Source organism: Pseudomonas sp. GW821-FHT04C07 (genome assembly GCF_059420325.1).
In genome coordinates, this window is sequence record NZ_JBWKTM010000001.1 from 378,300 (window position 1) to 393,515 (window position 15,216).

16 protein-coding genes and 1 pseudogene are annotated in these 15,216 nt (G+C 59.2%); 5 read left to right on the forward strand and 12 right to left on the reverse strand.

Annotated features, from left to right (window positions below; genetic code table 11):
• Nucleotides 1–115: 115 nt before the first annotated feature.
• Nucleotides 116–697, reverse strand: a complete 582-nt coding sequence (locus AC07UI_RS01780) for a mechanosensitive ion channel domain-containing protein (RefSeq protein WP_494990843.1) — start codon at nucleotides 695–697, stop codon at nucleotides 116–118.
• A complete protein-coding gene (locus AC07UI_RS01785) occupies nucleotides 697–2,607 on the reverse strand; it encodes an ATP-binding cassette domain-containing protein (protein ID WP_494990844.1) in 1,911 nt (636 codons plus the stop codon). Before AC07UI_RS01785 ends, AC07UI_RS01780 begins: the two co-directional genes overlap by 1 nt.
• A 50-nt stretch (nucleotides 2,608–2,657) precedes the next feature.
• Here AC07UI_RS01785 and AC07UI_RS01790 point away from each other — a divergent pair, with 50 nt between their 5' ends.
• Nucleotides 2,658–3,122 (forward strand): TIGR02444 family protein, encoded by a 465-nt coding sequence (locus AC07UI_RS01790; protein WP_494990845.1) that lies wholly within the window; start codon nucleotides 2,658–2,660, stop codon nucleotides 3,120–3,122.
• Here AC07UI_RS01790 and AC07UI_RS01795 read toward each other — a convergent pair.
• Nucleotides 3,119–4,153, reverse strand: coding sequence for an AlgP family protein (locus AC07UI_RS01795; protein WP_494990846.1), 1,035 nt, complete (start codon nucleotides 4,151–4,153; stop codon nucleotides 3,119–3,121). The two genes, AC07UI_RS01790 and AC07UI_RS01795, sit on opposite strands and share 4 nt — an antisense overlap.
• Nucleotides 4,154–4,345: 192 nt before the next feature.
• Between AC07UI_RS01795 and AC07UI_RS01800 the strand changes: the two genes are divergently transcribed.
• Complete coding sequence (locus AC07UI_RS01800) at nucleotides 4,346–5,011, forward strand: FKBP-type peptidyl-prolyl cis-trans isomerase (protein ID WP_494991179.1); 666 nt, start codon at nucleotides 4,346–4,348, stop codon at nucleotides 5,009–5,011.
• A 69-nt stretch (nucleotides 5,012–5,080) separates the two neighbouring features.
• Here AC07UI_RS01800 and rsd read toward each other — a convergent pair whose 3' ends face one another.
• The 8 genes and pseudogenes from rsd to AC07UI_RS01840 form a co-directional block, all read right to left on the reverse strand.
• A complete protein-coding gene (rsd, locus tag AC07UI_RS01805; RefSeq protein ID WP_494990847.1) occupies nucleotides 5,081–5,539 on the reverse strand; it encodes a sigma D regulator in 459 nt (152 codons plus the stop codon).
• A 211-nt stretch (nucleotides 5,540–5,750) separates the two neighbouring features.
• Nucleotides 5,751–6,269 carry a disulfide bond formation protein B gene (locus AC07UI_RS01810; protein ID WP_494990848.1) on the reverse strand — a complete coding sequence of 173 codons (519 nt, stop codon included), beginning with the start codon at nucleotides 6,267–6,269 and terminating at the stop codon, nucleotides 5,751–5,753.
• 234 nt (nucleotides 6,270–6,503) lie between these two features.
• Nucleotides 6,504–7,742 carry a heme biosynthesis protein HemY gene (locus AC07UI_RS01815; RefSeq protein WP_494990849.1) on the reverse strand — a complete coding sequence of 413 codons (1,239 nt, stop codon included), beginning with the start codon at nucleotides 7,740–7,742 and terminating at the stop codon, nucleotides 6,504–6,506.
• Nucleotides 7,739–8,878 carry a uroporphyrinogen-III C-methyltransferase gene (locus AC07UI_RS01820; RefSeq protein WP_494990850.1) on the reverse strand — a complete coding sequence of 380 codons (1,140 nt, stop codon included), beginning with the start codon at nucleotides 8,876–8,878 and terminating at the stop codon, nucleotides 7,739–7,741. Before AC07UI_RS01820 ends, AC07UI_RS01815 begins: the two co-directional genes overlap by 4 nt.
• Nucleotides 8,879–8,894: 16 nt before the next feature.
• Nucleotides 8,895–9,662, reverse strand: a complete 768-nt coding sequence (locus tag AC07UI_RS01825) for a uroporphyrinogen-III synthase (RefSeq protein ID WP_494990851.1) — start codon at nucleotides 9,660–9,662, stop codon at nucleotides 8,895–8,897.
• On the reverse strand, nucleotides 9,659–10,600 hold the full coding sequence (hemC, locus tag AC07UI_RS01830) for a hydroxymethylbilane synthase (RefSeq protein ID WP_494990852.1): 942 nt from the start codon (nucleotides 10,598–10,600) through the stop codon (nucleotides 9,659–9,661). The genes AC07UI_RS01825 and hemC overlap by 4 nt, the downstream gene beginning before the upstream one ends.
• Before the next feature lie 138 nt (nucleotides 10,601–10,738).
• On the reverse strand, nucleotides 10,739–11,485 hold the full coding sequence (locus tag AC07UI_RS01835; RefSeq protein WP_494990853.1) for a LytR/AlgR family response regulator transcription factor: 747 nt from the start codon (nucleotides 11,483–11,485) through the stop codon (nucleotides 10,739–10,741).
• A pseudogene (locus AC07UI_RS01840) lies at nucleotides 11,482–11,973 on the reverse strand (sensor histidine kinase); the annotation flags it as partial. The pseudogene AC07UI_RS01840 and the gene AC07UI_RS01835, both read right to left, overlap by 4 nt.
• Before the next feature lie 215 nt (nucleotides 11,974–12,188).
• On the opposite strand from AC07UI_RS01840, the gene argH reads away from it, so the two are divergent.
• Complete coding sequence (argH, locus tag AC07UI_RS01845; protein WP_494990854.1) at nucleotides 12,189–13,583, forward strand: argininosuccinate lyase; 1,395 nt, start codon at nucleotides 12,189–12,191, stop codon at nucleotides 13,581–13,583.
• Nucleotides 13,584–13,684: 101 nt separating this feature from the next.
• Here argH and AC07UI_RS01850 read toward each other — a convergent pair whose 3' ends face one another.
• Entirely contained in the window at nucleotides 13,685–14,344 is a 660-nt protein-coding gene (locus tag AC07UI_RS01850; RefSeq protein WP_494990855.1) for a glutathione S-transferase family protein, read from the reverse strand.
• Nucleotides 14,345–14,469: 125 nt separating this feature from the next.
• Here AC07UI_RS01850 and AC07UI_RS01855 point away from each other — a divergent pair, with 125 nt between their 5' ends.
• Both AC07UI_RS01855 and AC07UI_RS01860 read left to right on the forward strand, forming a co-directional pair.
• Complete coding sequence (locus AC07UI_RS01855; RefSeq protein WP_494990856.1) at nucleotides 14,470–14,760, forward strand: hypothetical protein; 291 nt, start codon at nucleotides 14,470–14,472, stop codon at nucleotides 14,758–14,760.
• A 201-nt stretch (nucleotides 14,761–14,961) separates the two neighbouring features.
• The gene (locus AC07UI_RS01860; RefSeq protein ID WP_494990857.1) at nucleotides 14,962–15,207 is read left to right on the forward strand and encodes a TIGR02647 family protein; all 246 of its coding nucleotides are present in this window, start codon (nucleotides 14,962–14,964) and stop codon (nucleotides 15,205–15,207) included.
• The last annotated feature ends 9 nt before the right edge of the window (nucleotides 15,208–15,216 follow it).

The following is a 15,216-nucleotide window of genomic DNA, read 5'->3' on the forward strand; positions in this document are numbered from 1 at the left end:
GTTATAGGTGTCTAAGCTAATGCGCCTTCTGGCGAATGACTATCGATTTTTTGCAGGACAGATGGCCAGCGCAGCGCCTTGCGGCAGCCTTGGGCAGCGGCTAGAGGTTGCTCGGCTACTTTTCGCCTGAGTTCGACGGCAACACATCACTGCCACGCCAGCGGCGCACGGAGCGCTGGAAGAACAGACTGTTGGGGACTTGCACCATCGCGCTGCCATTGCCGGCTTCAGCCGACTCGATCAACGTGGTGTAAAGCAGATTGATCGCCACCACCCGGCCCTTGACGCCTGGCTTGTCGGTGGTGTCCACCAGTTCGACCACATCGCCCAAGCGAAACGGCCCAACGGTGAAAATCAGAATCGCGCAGAGCAGGTTGGAAAGTACGCTCCACATGGCGAAGAACGCCACCGCAGCCACCGCGACAAACCCCGACAAGGCAGTCCAGAGCACCGTCGCCGAGACGCCAAGGCGCTCCAGCACAAGGATCAGCGCGCTGCCCATGATCAGCCAGCGCAAACCTCCACGCAGCGGCATCAGCAACTGCGGCGGGAATGGGTAGCGCTCGCCCAGACGAGTCAGGCATTTGGCCACAAAACGCTGGGCCAGATAACCGGCCAGCAGGATCAGCAGAATTTGCCCGCCAAGCCACAGCGGCTCGACCCAGACCGCAGACAACGGGAGCTGGAACGCTCCCATCAGGACAGCGCCTCCAGCTCCGCCTGCATGCTCTCAAGCAGCTCCAGGGCTTGCATCCAGTTATCCTCCAGCTCGGCTTCACGCACCTTCAGCCTGGCTTGCTCAGCCAATAGATCGCGCAGCTCATCCTTGCGCGAGGCCTCATAGACCGCGCTATCACCGAGGCTGGTTTCGATCCTGGCGAGTTTTTCGTGGAGCTTGCCCAACTCAGCTTCAAGCTTATCGGCTTCACGCTTATGCGGCGCCAGTTGCTGACGCAACGCGGCAGCGGCCTGGCGCTGGGCTTTCTTGTCGGTTTTGTCGGCATTGACCGGCGTGTTGTTGACCGGCGCATTGCGCAGACGGTAGTCAATCAGCCAGCGAGCGTAGTCTTCCAGATCGCCGTCGAACTCCTGAACCTTGCCATCGGCAACCAGCAGGAACTCATCGGTGGTGCTTTTCAGCAAATGCCGATCGTGGGAAACCACCAGCACCGCACCACTGAACTCCTGCAAAGCCATGGTCAGCGCCAGACGCATTTCCAGGTCGAGGTGGTTGGTCGGTTCGTCGAGCAATAACAGGTTAGGTCGACCCCAGGCGATCAACGCCAGCGCCAGACGGGCCTTCTCGCCCCCGGAGAAATTCAGCACCGGCTCATCGATGCGTGCACCGCGGAAGTCGAAACCACCGAGGAAGTCACGCAAGGTCTGTTCGCGCTCGGTTGGCGCCAGACGCTGCAAATGCAACAGCGGGCTGGCCTTGGCATCGAGCGAGTCCAGCTGATGCTGAGCGAAGTAGCCCACCACCAGGTTCTCACCGCGCACCAGGCGACCAGCCAAAGGCTCCAGCTCACCGGAAAGGTTCTTGATCAGCGTCGACTTACCCGCGCCGTTCGGACCGAGCAGGCCGATACGAGCTCCCGGAGTGAGTTGCAGTTTGACCTTTTCCAGCACGGTCTTCTCGCCGTAACCCAAGCGGGCGTCAGAGAGATCAAGCAACGGACTGGAGATTTTTACCGACTCGCGGAAAACGAAATCGAATGGAGAATCAACGTGGGCCGCGGACAACTCTTCCATGCGCTCCAGGGCCTTGATCCGGCTCTGGGCCTGACGGGCCTTGGTGGCCTGGGCCTTGAATCGCGCGATGTAGCTTTCCATGTGCGCACGTTGTGCCTGCTGCTTCTCGTAGGCTTGCTGTTGCTGAGCCAGACGTTCGGCGCGGGCGCGTTCGAAAGCACTGTAACCACCACGATAGAGGGTGATCTTGCGTTGATCAACGTGGGCCACATGGTCGACCACGGCATCGAGGAAGTCGCGGTCGTGGGAGATCAGCAGCAAAGTGCCGGGGTAACTTTTGAGCCAGTCTTCCAGCCACAGAATGGCGTCGAGGTCCAAGTGGTTGGTCGGTTCGTCGAGCAGCAGCAGGTCCGACGGACACATCAGTGCCTGCGCCAGGTTCAGGCGCATTCGCCAGCCACCGGAGAAATCGCCAACCTGGCGATCCATCTGCTCGTTGGTGAACCCTAGACCCGCGAGCAGCTTTCGCGCCCGGGCGTCTGCGGTGTAACCGTCGGCGCTGTCCAGTTCGGCATGCAGACGCGCCTGAGCGGCACCGTCATGGGCCGCTTCGGCATCCGCCAGCTCACGCTGCACCTGTCGCAAGCGCAGGTCGCCATCGAGCACGTAGTCGACCGCCACCCGTTCAAGGGTATCGACCTCCTGGCGCATGTGGGCGATACGCCAGTCCGCCGGCAGGAAGCAGTCGCCCGAATCAGGGGTCAATTCACCCTGAAGCAAAGCGAACAAGCTGGATTTACCGGCACCGTTGGCACCGATCAGGCCGGCTTTGTGGCCGGCGTGCAGGGTCAGCTCGGCGTCTTCTAGCAGACGTTGCGGACCACGCTGTAATGTTAGGCTTTGAAGTCGAATCATAATGGCGGCGGAGTCTACCAGCTTCGCTCGCAACTGGCGCGAGTAGGAATATGTCCTCTGACCTGTGGAGCTCCACCCTCACGACCTACGCCAGGCCCGGCGTCGAAAGCGCGTGCCTGGAACTGCAAGCGGCAGGCGCCAATGTCTGCCTGCTGCTGTGCGCGGTCTGGCTGGGCCAGCGAAACGTGGCGTGCAATGCACAACGCCTGCAGCAGCTGCATCAACTGGCCGGACCGTGGCATGGCGATGTTGTGCAACCACTCAGGCAACTGCGTATGCAATGGCGCTCAATGGCCCTTCAGGATGTGCAACTGAATATTCTGCGCGAGCGCGTCAAAGCGCTGGAGCTCGAAGCGGAACGGCAACTGTTGTTGCGTCTGGAGACAACGGCGCGAGATTGGCCAGAAGATGAAGCAAAGGATTTAACAGCCTGGCTGGAAGGACTGGCGCCGCAAGCCGCCAACCTGAACCGCGACGCGCTAAATAAACTGCGCGTCGCGGTAACCGGCGCTTAGGACGCGCTGGTTGAGGTGGTGACGCTCGCTGAGGCTGCTGGTGCTGCAGCAGGAGAGGCTGCTGGAGTGCTCGCAGTCGGTGATGGCGACGTGACTGGAGCTTGCATCGCTGGCTTGGCCACAGCTGGAGCCGTTGCCGGTTTAGCGGCCGCGACCGGCTTTTTCACGGCTGGTTTTGCAGCCGGCTTGGCGGCAGGCTTGGCTGTGGCTTTCGGTGCCGCAGGCTTGGCGGCAGGCTTGGCAGCAGCCGGTTTTGCGGCTGCCGAAGCGGCAGGTTTGGCTGCCGGTTTAGCTGCAGCTTTGGCAGGCGCTTTAGCCGCGACTGCTTTTGCAGCAGCAGGCTTGGCGGCAGGTTTGGCAGCAGCGGTTTTAGCAGCAGCCGGTCTGGCCGCCGGTTTTGCAGCAGTCGCTTTCGCGGCAGCAGGTTTAGCTGCAGCCATTCTTGCAGCTGCTGGCTTGGCAGCGGCAGGTTTCGCAGCAGTCGATTTAGCGGCTGGTTTGGCAGCGCTGGCTGCAACTGTTTTTTTCACAGCAGGTTTTGCAGCGGCTTTGGCAGGTGCCTTGGCCGGCGCTTTAGCTGCAACCGGTTTGGCCGCTGGCTGCTTCGCCGGGGCAGCGGCAGGCTTGGCGGAGCGCAGGGTCAACGCTTTGCTGACAGCGTCTTTCACGCGACCAACACCCTGGGCCAGCTTCAGGCTTTCCTGGGCATCGCGCTTGAGTTGAAGAATGTAGGTGCGGGTTTCGGATTGACGATCCTTGAGCGCATCAAGCAAATCTTCAAGCTCCGTCACTGCGTCCTTGGCTTTGGCTTGCGCCTTGGCCTTTCCGGCCGTCGCAGCGTCCTGCAATTTGGTACGAGATTTGTGCAGTTTTTCCTGCGCTTTTCCGCGCTGCTTTTCCAGTTTGGCGAGCAGTTTTTCAGCATCAGCCAAGGCTTGGGAACAAGCGTTTTCCAAATGTTCGAGCAGACTGCCCGAGAGCTGTTGAAGTAAGTGCAACGGAGTATTTACAGGCTTCTTATTGGCCGACATGGTTTACCTCCTGGCTGACGTGACTGCGGCTCATACTAGACCTCTGCTGCTACCGCCGCTAGGGCATGTTGACAGTATCGAATGCTCTACGTTGCAGCGAATTGAAAATGTTCTTCACACCCTTGAAAGTTGCTCAGTCATCAGCGCGTTCACGCTGGCATAATCCATCGCATCTCAGGCCGGAGAGCGCCCATGTCGCGTTATCTTTTTTTATCGTTATGCGTGTTTTTTTCTTTGGCTCAGGCTGCTGAAAAAATCAAAGAAAATGACTCCCACGATCTCGCTTACAGTCTCGGTGCCAGCCTCGGCGAACGCCTGCGTCAAGAGGTTCCCGATCTTGACATTCAAGCGTTGGTGGATGGCCTGCAACAGGCCTATCAAGGCAAGCCGTTAGCCCTCAAAGAGGAGCGAATCGAACAGATCCTTACGGAGCACGAAGCTCAAGTCACAGAGAAATCGGCGCTACCGCAAAGCGAAATTGCCCTCCAGGAGGAGCATCGGTTTCTTTCAGCTGAAAAAGCCAAGCCCGGTGTTCGCGAGTTGGCGGATGGAGTTCTGCTGACCGAGTTGATGCCTGGCAACGGTCCAAAGGCAGGACCAAACGGCAAGGTCCAGGTTCGCTATATCGGTCGCCTGCCCGACGGCACAGTGTTCGATCAGAACAATCAGCCGCAGTGGTTTCGCCTTGATAGCGTGATCAACGGATGGCGCAGCGCATTGCAACAGATGCCTACCGGCGCGAAGTGGCGATTGGTCATTCCATCAGCCCAGGCATACGGTGCCGACGGAGCGGGCGACCTGATTGCGCCCTTTACACCACTCGTCTTCGAAATCGAGTTGCTCGGCGCCACTGACTGAGCAGCAGCACAAACGAAAAACGGCGCGCATAGCGCACCGTTTTGGAGATCTTTTTTGCTGAAGCGAAACTCAGGCCTGAGCCGGAGCCTCTTCTTTGTGAGCCGTGTGCAGCACTTCGATCAGGCAGTCTTCCAGTTCGAAGCGTTCATGCAACAGACCGCCCAACTCTTGGAATTTTTCCGCAACGCATTTTCCCGCGTCACAGAGATCATTGAACGCCAACAATTTTTCGGTGATCACATCGATACGGGGATAAATCGTCTCGGCCAACTCCAGCCCACGTTTGTCACCAAACGCTTTGGCTTCGCCGGTCAGCTGTTCGTAGATCTCGAAATGCCCGGCCGAAACGTAATCGACCAGAACTCCGCAGAACTCCTGCAACGGCTTTCGGTTCTCGCCCAGCGCTTCTGGCTTGGCGCCGAGAGCATCGTAGGCCCGAACCAGTTCGTGACGCTCCTGCAACCAGCGATCGATCAGCAGATGCACTCCACCCCAGCGTTCCTGAGCATTCTGACAACTTTCGAGCATGGTGATCTCTCTTCCCTTATGGGTCGTACCGCCCTACACCCGCCGCAAGACTTGAAAGATCAAGATTCGGCCAAGCAGAGCGCCACTGAACAACATAATTCCAATAACACTTGCGGGCCAGATTATGCCCGCACGACATCGGCTTCAAGGTACGCAGGAGATAAAGTTCATACAAGCGTTTAATCTCGAACACATCGCACCAGGACGATCATTACCTGGCCGCTGTCCGGCAGGTAAAACGCAAGAGGTGCAGCAGCTGAACAACGCCCAGAATCGTCATCCCGACGAAGAACAGCAGGCTCCATTCGGGGATGCTCATATCGAACAGCGTCCATGTGATTTGTGTGCAGTCTGCCGTTCCCTGAAAGACCCGCTTCAAGACATACCACCAAGACATATTTCCAAGCATGTACTCAAGGCCGGGAGAACACTCCAGCCACCGTACCGGGGGGGCATCTTGCAGCAATACATGGCGCCATGCGGTGACCAGCCCGCCCAGACAACTGAAGATGCTCAACAACCAGTACACACAACAACCCGACCGTTTTGGCCCATGCACGGCTGCGATCAGGCAAATACCCGCGAACACCATCAGAAAAAACCGCTGCACCATACTCAACGAGCAAAGTTGGAGCCCGACCGCATACTCCAGATACAACGAAGCGCTCAAGGCCAGAGCACCTGCAATGAAAGCCATGAAGAACAAGGATCGTGAAGAGGCCAAAAGCATGGCTTATCCGTAACAGAAGAGACAGGCAGTTACGGTAGAGGAAAGCGCTCAACCCTTTCAAGACAGGTCGTAGCGGACACTTCCTCAAGACTGTAAGGAATTCCCGGCAGAAAAGAGAGGATTGGGTGTAGCTCCATGTAAGACGCTGCCATCACGGACATTCATGCGCAGAAATTCCAGCGTCTCTGAACGGCTGGCCCCCTTGGCGCCAGAGCCAGCCGTGCGTGGTGCGTCTTACACCTGAGCCGGAACTGGCAGAGGTGAGGCCAGTAAGCGCTTGTCCAAAAGACCCAGGCCCTCTTGAAAGAGCTGATTGCTGCGCTCGGTGTCACCCAATTGAGCCAGCAAGCGTGCAAGTTCGGCACAGGCCTCTGGATTACGCTGTACTCGCAAACTGCTCTCCAGATAATCACGCGCCTTACCCCACAGACTGCTCTGCAGGCAAAGGCGACCAAGGGTCAGCAGCAGACTTGAATCCGCCGGGTGATCTTTCAACCAACCCTCGGCGAATTGCAATTGCCGCGCAGGATCGCGGCCACGAAGCAGCCCATAGAGCCGGGCCAGATGGCTGTCGTATTTGCGCTTGAGCGCACCACGCAGAATCTCTTCGGCCTCAAATTCTGCACCCAGTTGGCGCAGCTGTTCGGCGTACGCCAGCACCAGTTGCGGCTCCTGGCGCTGAGCGGAAGACAGTTGTTCCCAGGCCCGATTGAGCGATTGCAAACCAACCGCGCCATCTTCTTCCCGCCGAGCTGCCAAAGTGAGATTTTCACCCCAGGCTCTGCGCTCCAGTTCGGCCAATTCGCCAGGGGGCAGAACCTTGTCTTTGCGTAGTTCCGGCAACAGACGGATCAGCGCCGACCAATCGCCCCGCTGCTGATGCAGGCGCTGCAACTGGCGCAGGACCTGAATGCTGCGCGGATGGCGCTCATGCATGGCTTGCAGTGTGACGAGCGCGCCTTGCGTATCATTGCGGTCGGTCTGCAGCTGTGCGTGGCTCAAGGCAATCGCCAACTCGGCCTGAGGCTGGCGCTCAAGGGCCCGCTCCAGCAGGCTGTCGCTTTCGTCATAAAGACCCTGCTCGTTCGCCGCTCGCGCAGCGCCGAGGTAGTACAGTAATGGCTGACGCTCGGCTTCGGCGGCACGATGCAAGTGCCGCTGAGCGCTGGCCCAGCGCCCTTCAGCGAGGTCCATCTGGCCATGCTCGATCGCCAGTTGCACACGGCGACTACGGTTGCGGCGCGACCATGGATTGACCACGCCACCGGACGTTGTCACCAACCCGACCAGCATGTTTATCCCCCAGACCACCAGCCAGATGACTGCCAGCAGCGCCAGGGTCGCCCACAGGCTCGACTCATAGCGAAAACTCTTGTAGGCAATCAGGACATAGCCTGCGTGCTCGGCGATCGCCAGCCCCAGCAACGCCGCAGCGGCGATGACCACGAACACAATCACATAGAGACGCTTCATGGGCTGGTCTCCTGCACAGTATTCGCGGCAGGCTTGGCGGAAGTCTTCAGCGACTCTTCGGCACTCAGACTCCGACGCTCGAGGTAGGCCTGGACCGTGCCTAAAGTCGTCGTCAGATCAGGGGTGGTCACCGTAACCGGCTGCTTGCTCAACTCGGCGACGCGCTCAAGCATCACTTTGCTTTGCGGGTTGTCCTGGCTGAAGCTGCTCTTGAGAACATCCCGGGCCTCAGCCAATGCCTGGGTATATACCGGTGCCTGCCCATTCAGCGCAGCCCATTGCGCCTGCTCGAGAGCCAGGCTGAGGGCCAGACGTACCTGGGTCAGGCTCTGCCCCGCGAGCAGCGGCCGAATGCTCTTGTCGGCATTGAAGTCGATACGGATATAACGCGAGATTTCATCCCACCACTGCGTCCAGCGACTGGCGCCGTCGCCATCAGAAGTCAGGCCCGACAGCGAATCGCCGCGGTTCTGATACTCAGGCGCCAATGCGCTGAGTTCGACCACCTGATCACGCAAGGCTCCCAGTTGCAGAAACAACCCGGTACGGTCCGGCTGTTCAGTACTGCGCAGCGCCGCAAGGCTTTTTGCCAACTGCTCACGGGCGGCGAAGGATGCGGGGTCATTCTGTTCGCGCAGGATCTCGTCGGCGCCTTGCACCAACGCCTGGGCGCTGCTGATATCTTGCAACGCCGACAGGCGAAGGCTGGCCAGACGCAGCAGGTGCTCGGCTTCGGCCAGGCGCCAGTCCTTGCGGCTGGCGCCTAACACGGTTTCCAGTCGCTGACTCAAGCGCTGCTGATCGCCTTGCAACTGAGCCACCAAGCGTCGCCGACTTTCCAGCTCCTCGGCAGCAGGCAATTGCTCCAACTGCGCCGTCAGACGCTGTTCGCTGAGTTTGAGGGTTTGAGCCTGATCGCCGAGCGCCTGCAACTGCCCAAGCTGCTGCTGGTTATTGGCTTGCAGGTTGCGAACCTGCCAAATCCCCCAACCGCCAGCGGCAACGCCCGCAGCCCCCAACAACAAGGCCAGTATCACCAACCCATTGCCTCGGCGTTGCGGGGCAATGGTCGCAGCTTCAGTCGGCGCGTCGAGCGCAGGCTGGATATCATCTTTAGGCAAGGTTGTTTCGCTCACGTATCCATCCTTTGCGTTAGAGAACGGGTACGGGGTGCTCCCGTAACGCCGTTAGCAATGCCGCGGCACTGGCACCACGACAATCCACAACTTTTCTGGCCCCGGCAGCTCGCGCCATCTCAGCGACCCGAGGGCTTGGAACAAACAACGGCAACCGCGCCAACTCGGGCCAGGCTGTGCCTGCCAATTGGTGCAGGTGCACAAAACCCTGCCCACTGCTGACCACCAGGCCGTTCAGGCGTTCCGAGGCAATCCGCGCAGGCAACGCTGCGGGGGCATACTGCGGCAGGCAGCGACGATAAAGCTCCAGATAATCGACACTAACACCTTGCTCGCGTAAACGCTCAGCCAGCAGCTCACGCCCGCCCTCGCCCCTGAGGATCAACACCCGCGCGTCAGGCCGCGAGATAGCCTCGCGCAACTGTGGCAGTTCAAGCAATGCTTCGCTGTCATCTCCCGCCTGGGGATTGCTCACATCAAGACCGTAATCGGTCAGAATTTGCGCGGTGGCCGCGCCCACGCTGAACCAGCGCTGGATCGGTGGCTGCGGCCAATACTGGTCGACCAGATCCACCCCCAACCGGGCAGCAGGTTTACTGACGACAATCACCGCACAGTAGAGATCCAGGTCGAGAATCCTGGCGCGCTGTGTGCCAGAGACCGGCAGCGCCTCGATTTCCAGCAACGGCAAGCTGCTGCTGAAAACACCGGCTTCAGTCAGGATTGCCGCCAGCGCTGCTGACTCATCCGTCGGCCGGGTCAGCAGCAGACGCCAACCCTTCACTCTTCGCCAGCCTCGCCGTAGACCGCTTGCAGAATGGCATCGGCCCCCTGGGCCAGGAGGTCTTCAGCCACTTGCACGCCCAGTGCCTGCGCCGCGCTTTGCGGGCCTCGGGCCTCGGCGCTCAGCAGCAGACCACCGCTTGGGTCGCCGACCAGGCCGCGCAACCAGATCTGCTCGCCTTCAAGCACCGCGTAGCAGGCGATCGGCACTTGGCAGCCGCCATTCAGGTGCTTGTTAAGAGCACGCTCAGCCGTGACCCGAATGGCCGTGTCCTGGTGATGCAGAGGCGCGAGCAGGGCATGTATTTCGGTATCGGCGCTGCGGCATTCAATACCGACTGCACCCTGACCGCCCGCCGGCAGGCTGTCGTCGACACTGATCGAGGATCTGATGCGATCTTCAAAGCCCAGGCGAATCAAACCGGCGGCCGCCAGAATGATTGCGTCGTACTCACCGGCATCCAGCTTGGCCAGACGCGTGTTGACGTTGCCGCGCAGGAATCGGATTTTCAGGTCAGGTCGGCGGGCCAGCAACTGAGCCTGGCGACGCAGGCTTGAGGTACCAACCACACTACCGTTGGGCAAGTCATCAAGACTGGCGTAGGTATTGGAGACAAATGCATCGCGCGGGTCTTCGCGCTCGCAGATGCAATACAGACCGAGGCCTTCAGGGAAGTCCATCGGCACGTCTTTCATCGAGTGCACGGCGATGTCGGCTTCATGCCCGAGCAGGGCGGTTTCCAGCTCTTTGACGAACAGGCCCTTGCCGCCAATTTTCGACAGCGGTGAGTCGAGCAGCTTGTCGCCGCGACTGACCATGGGCACCAACGTCACGAGCAAGCCAGGATGAGCCTCTTCCAGACGAGCTTTGACGTATTCGGCCTGCCACAAGGCCAGAGCACTTTTGCGGGTAGCGATGCGGATTTCGCGAGAGGACATGGATCAATCCGTACTGAATAGATACGGCAGATAATAACAGCTCAGCCAAATCAGCTTTGACTTGAATCAGAGTCTGCGCGACCTCCCTGGCCTTGTATACCCGGAGATAGGGTGTGAAATCCGTGCGCAAGCGCCGGGCTAAAGCTGTTGCATCATTTTGCGCACGCCGGCTACATGTCGTCGGCTGACGATCAGGGCATCGCCGTTGAGGCCTTTGAGATACAGCTGAAAATGTCCAAGAGGTGTGCGCTGCAGGCGTTCGATTCGCTCGCGGGCCACCAGCGCGTTGCGGTGGATGCGCACGAAACGCTCGCCAAACTCGTCTTCGAGGGCTTTCAGCGGTTCATCCAACAGAACTTCGCCACCTTCATGGCGCAAGGTCACATACTTGTGATCGGCAATGAAATAGACAACCTGATTCAGCGGGATCAGCTCGATGCCTTTTCGGGTTCGTGCGCTGATGTGGCTGCGCGGACCATTACCACTTTCTGCAGCCGGACGGGTCAGGGCTGCAAGCTGGATGCGGTTGGGTCGCTCAGCCTTTTTCAGCGCTTCGAGCAGAAGCTCGGCGCGTACTGGCTTGACCAGATACCTCACCTCACTGACCTGAAAAGCCTCTAGGGCAAACTCGTCATGGGCAGTGCAAAACACCACCGCAGGTGGCGTCTCACGCTCGCACAGCCTGGCGGCCACTTGCAAGCCGTCGAGGCCAGGCATCCGGATGTCCAGCAACACGACATCCGGCTTAAGACTGTCAATCAGGGCCAGAGCCTCTTCGCCATTGGTGGCGCTCGGCTCCAGGACACTGTAACCCTCGAGCTCGCTGACCATACGGCTCAGTCTCTCTCGGGCCAGGGGTTCGTCATCAACGATCAGGACATTCATATTGCGCTGGATTCCTGCGTGAGTCTCGCACAAGGATAGCGTAGACAGGTGACGTGACATCCGTCACGGCGATCCACGCTAAGACTAGCGCGAGGGCCAAAAAGTGCCTCGGGTCGGGCACCTATATTTACCAGTGTCCGCTGATTACCGCTCCAAGCCCGTTCTGGCGCGGCATCGTCGTAGGAATTGCTGATACACAATACGAACACTTCCTCTTTATAGCTGGCTTCTACTCTGACCGCATCGTCCCCGGTTCGCGGTGCGACTCCTCGGATCAGAGCGGATCAGAGCCTTTTCCAGGAACGGTTGCAAGGTCAGTTGCGCGACAGGCAAATCATCTGCTGCGCCTACCCTCTAGTCCAACTGTAGACGCTCGCCAAGACGACATTGCCCAATCGACAAATATCGTTTTGTCAGCGCAAGCCCGTCACGCCAAAACATCAGCCTTCCAGGCTCGCCAGATTTGCCCGGAACAGCCCGCAAGGGTCGGTATCGCGTTCCCGCTCAGATACGGATTGACCACCAAGGTGGCAATCCGCCACAAACCAAGTCTCTGCGCACGCGGGCTCAACGGCAAGGTGCCAGGAGTCTCCTGGAGAAATAAAAAACGTACCGACCAGTGTCAACGACAGGATTGGCAACCCTGTTATTATCCGCAGCAACTTTTCACGCCATTTTCCTTCAGCAAATCACGAGCGAATTCATGAGCACTGACAAGACCAATCAGTCCTGGGGCGGCCGCTTCAGTGAGCCCGTCGACGCCTTTGTCGCCCGCTTCACCGCCTCCGTCACATTCGACCAGCGCCTCTATCGCCACGACATCATGGGCTCGATTGCACACGCCACGATGCTGGCCAAAGTCGGCGTCCTGACCGACGCCGAGCGCGACAGCATCATCGACGGTCTGAAGACCATCCAGAGCGAAATCGAAGCCGGCACGTTCGACTGGCGCATCGACCTGGAAGATGTGCACATGAACATCGAAGCCCGCCTGACAGACCGCATCGGTGTCACCGGCAAGAAATTGCACACCGGTCGTAGCCGTAACGATCAGGTGGCGACCGATATCCGTCTGTGGCTGCGTGATGAGATCGACCTGATCCTGGCGGAAATTACCCGCCTGCAAAAAGGCCTGCTGGAACAGGCCGAGCGCGAAGCCGGCACCATCATGCCCGGCTTCACCCACCTGCAAACCGCACAACCCGTGACCTTCGGGCATCACCTGCTGGCCTGGTTCGAAATGCTCAGCCGCGATTACGAGCGTCTGGTGGACTGCCGCAAACGCACCAACCGCATGCCGTTGGGCAGCGCCGCACTGGCCGGCACCACCTACCCGATCGATCGCGAACTGACCTGCAAGCTGCTGGGCTTCGACGCCGTCGGCGGCAACTCGCTGGACAACGTTTCCGATCGCGACTTCGCTATCGAATTCTGCGCTGCCGCCAGCCTGGCGATGATGCACCTGTCGCGCTTCTCTGAAGAGCTGGTGCTGTGGACCAGCGCACAATTCCAGTTCATCGATTTGCCTGATCGTTTCTGCACCGGCAGTTCGATCATGCCGCAAAAGAAAAACCCTGATGTTCCTGAGCTGGTTCGCGGCAAGAGCGGTCGAGTGTTCGGCGCGCTGATGGGCCTGCTGACCTTGATGAAAGGCCAGCCTCTGGCTTACAACAAGGACAACCAGGAGGACAAGGAGCCGCTGTTCGACGCCGCCGATACGCTGCGTGATTCGTTGCGGGCCTTTGCCGACATGATTCCAGCGATCAAGCCCAAACACGCCATGATGCGTGAAGCAGCATTGCGTGGTTTCTCCACCGCCACCGACCTTGCCGACTACCTGGTGCGTCGTGGCCTGCCCTTCCGTGACTGCCACGAAATCGTTGGCCATGCCGTTAAATACGGCGTGGACACCGGCAAGGATCTGGCGGAGATGAGCCTGGAAGAACTGCGCAAGTTCAGCGACCAGATCGAGCAAGACGTGTTTGCAGTGTTGACCCTGGAAGGCTCGGTCAATGCACGCGACCATATCGGCGGCACCGCACCGAATCAGGTCAAGGCTGCCGTGGCTCGCGGCCAGGCGCTTCTGGCCAGCCGTTAAGCAATCAAAAGCATCGCGAGCAGGCTCGCTCCCACAGGTTCAGCGTGATCCTTGTGGGAGCGAGCCTGCTCGCGATGACTGACTTCAGATCACTACAAGACTTACTTCTTGGCGCTGATCATCGCCAAAAACCCTGGCATCGCCGCTTCCTTGTCTGCCGCGATGCGCTTGGCATGCGGTGTCTGCTGCAATTGTTCAAGCAATGCCTTGGCCGCTGGCAGCTCGGCCAGCAGATCCAGATCGAAGAGCTTATGGCCAACCGCACAGGCTATGCTGACGCTGTACAGAAAGTACAAATCCGCCACGCTCAGTGTTTCGCCCGCCACGTACGGCGCAAACTTGCCGTGACGTCCCAGCGATGCAATCCCCAACAACAGCTCGGCCTTGGCTTTTTCCTTGATCGCTTCCGGCACTGACATGCCGAAGAAGGCCTCAGGGAAACAGGCGCGAGCCGGCAGCTCGATGTACAGCTCGATTTCCTTGGCCAGCGCCAGAACCTGGGCCCGCTCGAACGGTCTTTTGGGTAGAAGCGCCGGCCCCGTTTGCGTGTCTTCGAGGTACTGAAGAATCACGCTGGTCTCGTTGATGAAACCTTGCTCGACACCCAGCACCGGAATCTTGCCGCGCGGACTGATGGCCAGCGCCTCAGGGCTTTGACCGGCGTAAAACGCTACTTCCTCAAAGGGCAGGCCCTTCTCCAGCAACGCGTGTTTGACCATGTTGTAGTAGTTGCTGACGGAAAATCCATAAAGTTTGAGCATTACATGGCCTCCAGGCCGTGCAGGGGGTTGGCAGCGACTGTTATAGAACGTCGGGAGCACTCTCGCCAGCAGCATCGCACGGCTGAATGCAGGTAAACTGGCGACCTTTCCTTGAGGAGCCTGCCATGAGCGAGCCAGCCGATATCGACAACGACAACGACGAAGAAGAGTTCGCCGAAACCACCCTGATCGAAGCGATCGAAAACCAGATCGAAAGCGACAACCCGCCAGCGGCCAAGGCAACGTTCAACAAACTGACCCTGGTCGGTTACGAGCGTGAAGAAATCTTGAACCTGATGGCCCATGTGCTGGCCGTTGAAATCGACGCACTCCTCGAAGAAGACCGCGCGTTCAATACCGAATGGTATGAAGCCGCCCTGCGCGCACTGCCGGAGCTGCCGCCAGAGAAGAAATAACCCCTGTTCCAACTGTGAGGTGCCAATCAACCCGGCATTCCTCCAGACCCTGACTACACTGTTTACCACCCCGCTGTCGCACGACCCACGGGGTGATGCTGTCCCGGGCAAAAAAAGCCCTCAGTCAACACTGGACAGGCTGCATGAGTGCGGTCACCTTAGAGGCGCTACTGTCTAATTCCTAGAAAGTCTGGAGTCCTTATGTCGTATACCCCTGAGTTGGTTGCCGAACTGGAAATCCTTGCACTCTTTAACCTGGGGAGCTCCCAGGAAGGCCTGAAAATTCATCAGACCGCTGCCCCGAAAGCCATCGCTGCCGCACAACGCCTGTTCGACAAAGAGCTGATCACTCAACCCGATGGCGGTTATCTGACCAGCCTGGGCCGGGATGCTGCCGAGCATGCCCAAGGGCTGCTGACGATTCTGGCCGTTCAAGAAGCCGCATAAACACCCGCG

What these genes read in the sequence shown, in the direction of transcription:
- AC07UI_RS01795 (WP_494990846.1), bottom strand. Translation starts at nt 4,153, where the DNA reads ATGTCGGCCAATAAGAAGCCTGTAAATACTCCGTTGCACTTACTTCAA.
- AC07UI_RS01860 (WP_494990857.1), top strand. Translation starts at nt 14,962, where the DNA reads ATGTCGTATACCCCTGAGTTGGTTGCCGAACTGGAAATCCTTGCACTC.
- AC07UI_RS01785 (WP_494990844.1), bottom strand. Translation starts at nt 2,607, where the DNA reads ATGATTCGACTTCAAAGCCTAACATTACAGCGTGGTCCGCAACGTCTG.
- AC07UI_RS01835 (WP_494990853.1), bottom strand. Translation starts at nt 11,485, where the DNA reads ATGAATGTCCTGATCGTTGATGACGAACCCCTGGCCCGAGAGAGACTG.
- AC07UI_RS01850 (WP_494990855.1), bottom strand. Translation starts at nt 14,344, where the DNA reads ATGCTCAAACTTTATGGATTTTCCGTCAGCAACTACTACAACATGGTC.
- AC07UI_RS01800 (WP_494991179.1), top strand. Translation starts at nt 4,346, where the DNA reads ATGTCGCGTTATCTTTTTTTATCGTTATGCGTGTTTTTTTCTTTGGCT.
- AC07UI_RS01780 (WP_494990843.1), bottom strand. Translation starts at nt 697, where the DNA reads ATGGGAGCGTTCCAGCTCCCGTTGTCTGCGGTCTGGGTCGAGCCGCTG.
- argH (WP_494990854.1), top strand. Translation starts at nt 12,189, where the DNA reads ATGAGCACTGACAAGACCAATCAGTCCTGGGGCGGCCGCTTCAGTGAG.
- AC07UI_RS01855 (WP_494990856.1), top strand. Translation starts at nt 14,470, where the DNA reads ATGAGCGAGCCAGCCGATATCGACAACGACAACGACGAAGAAGAGTTC.
- AC07UI_RS01790 (WP_494990845.1), top strand. Translation starts at nt 2,658, where the DNA reads ATGTCCTCTGACCTGTGGAGCTCCACCCTCACGACCTACGCCAGGCCC.
- rsd (WP_494990847.1), bottom strand. Translation starts at nt 5,539, where the DNA reads ATGCTCGAAAGTTGTCAGAATGCTCAGGAACGCTGGGGTGGAGTGCAT.
- AC07UI_RS01815 (WP_494990849.1), bottom strand. Translation starts at nt 7,742, where the DNA reads ATGAAGCGTCTCTATGTGATTGTGTTCGTGGTCATCGCCGCTGCGGCG.
- AC07UI_RS01810 (WP_494990848.1), bottom strand. Translation starts at nt 6,269, where the DNA reads ATGCTTTTGGCCTCTTCACGATCCTTGTTCTTCATGGCTTTCATTGCA.
- hemC (WP_494990852.1), bottom strand. Translation starts at nt 10,600, where the DNA reads ATGTCCTCTCGCGAAATCCGCATCGCTACCCGCAAAAGTGCTCTGGCC.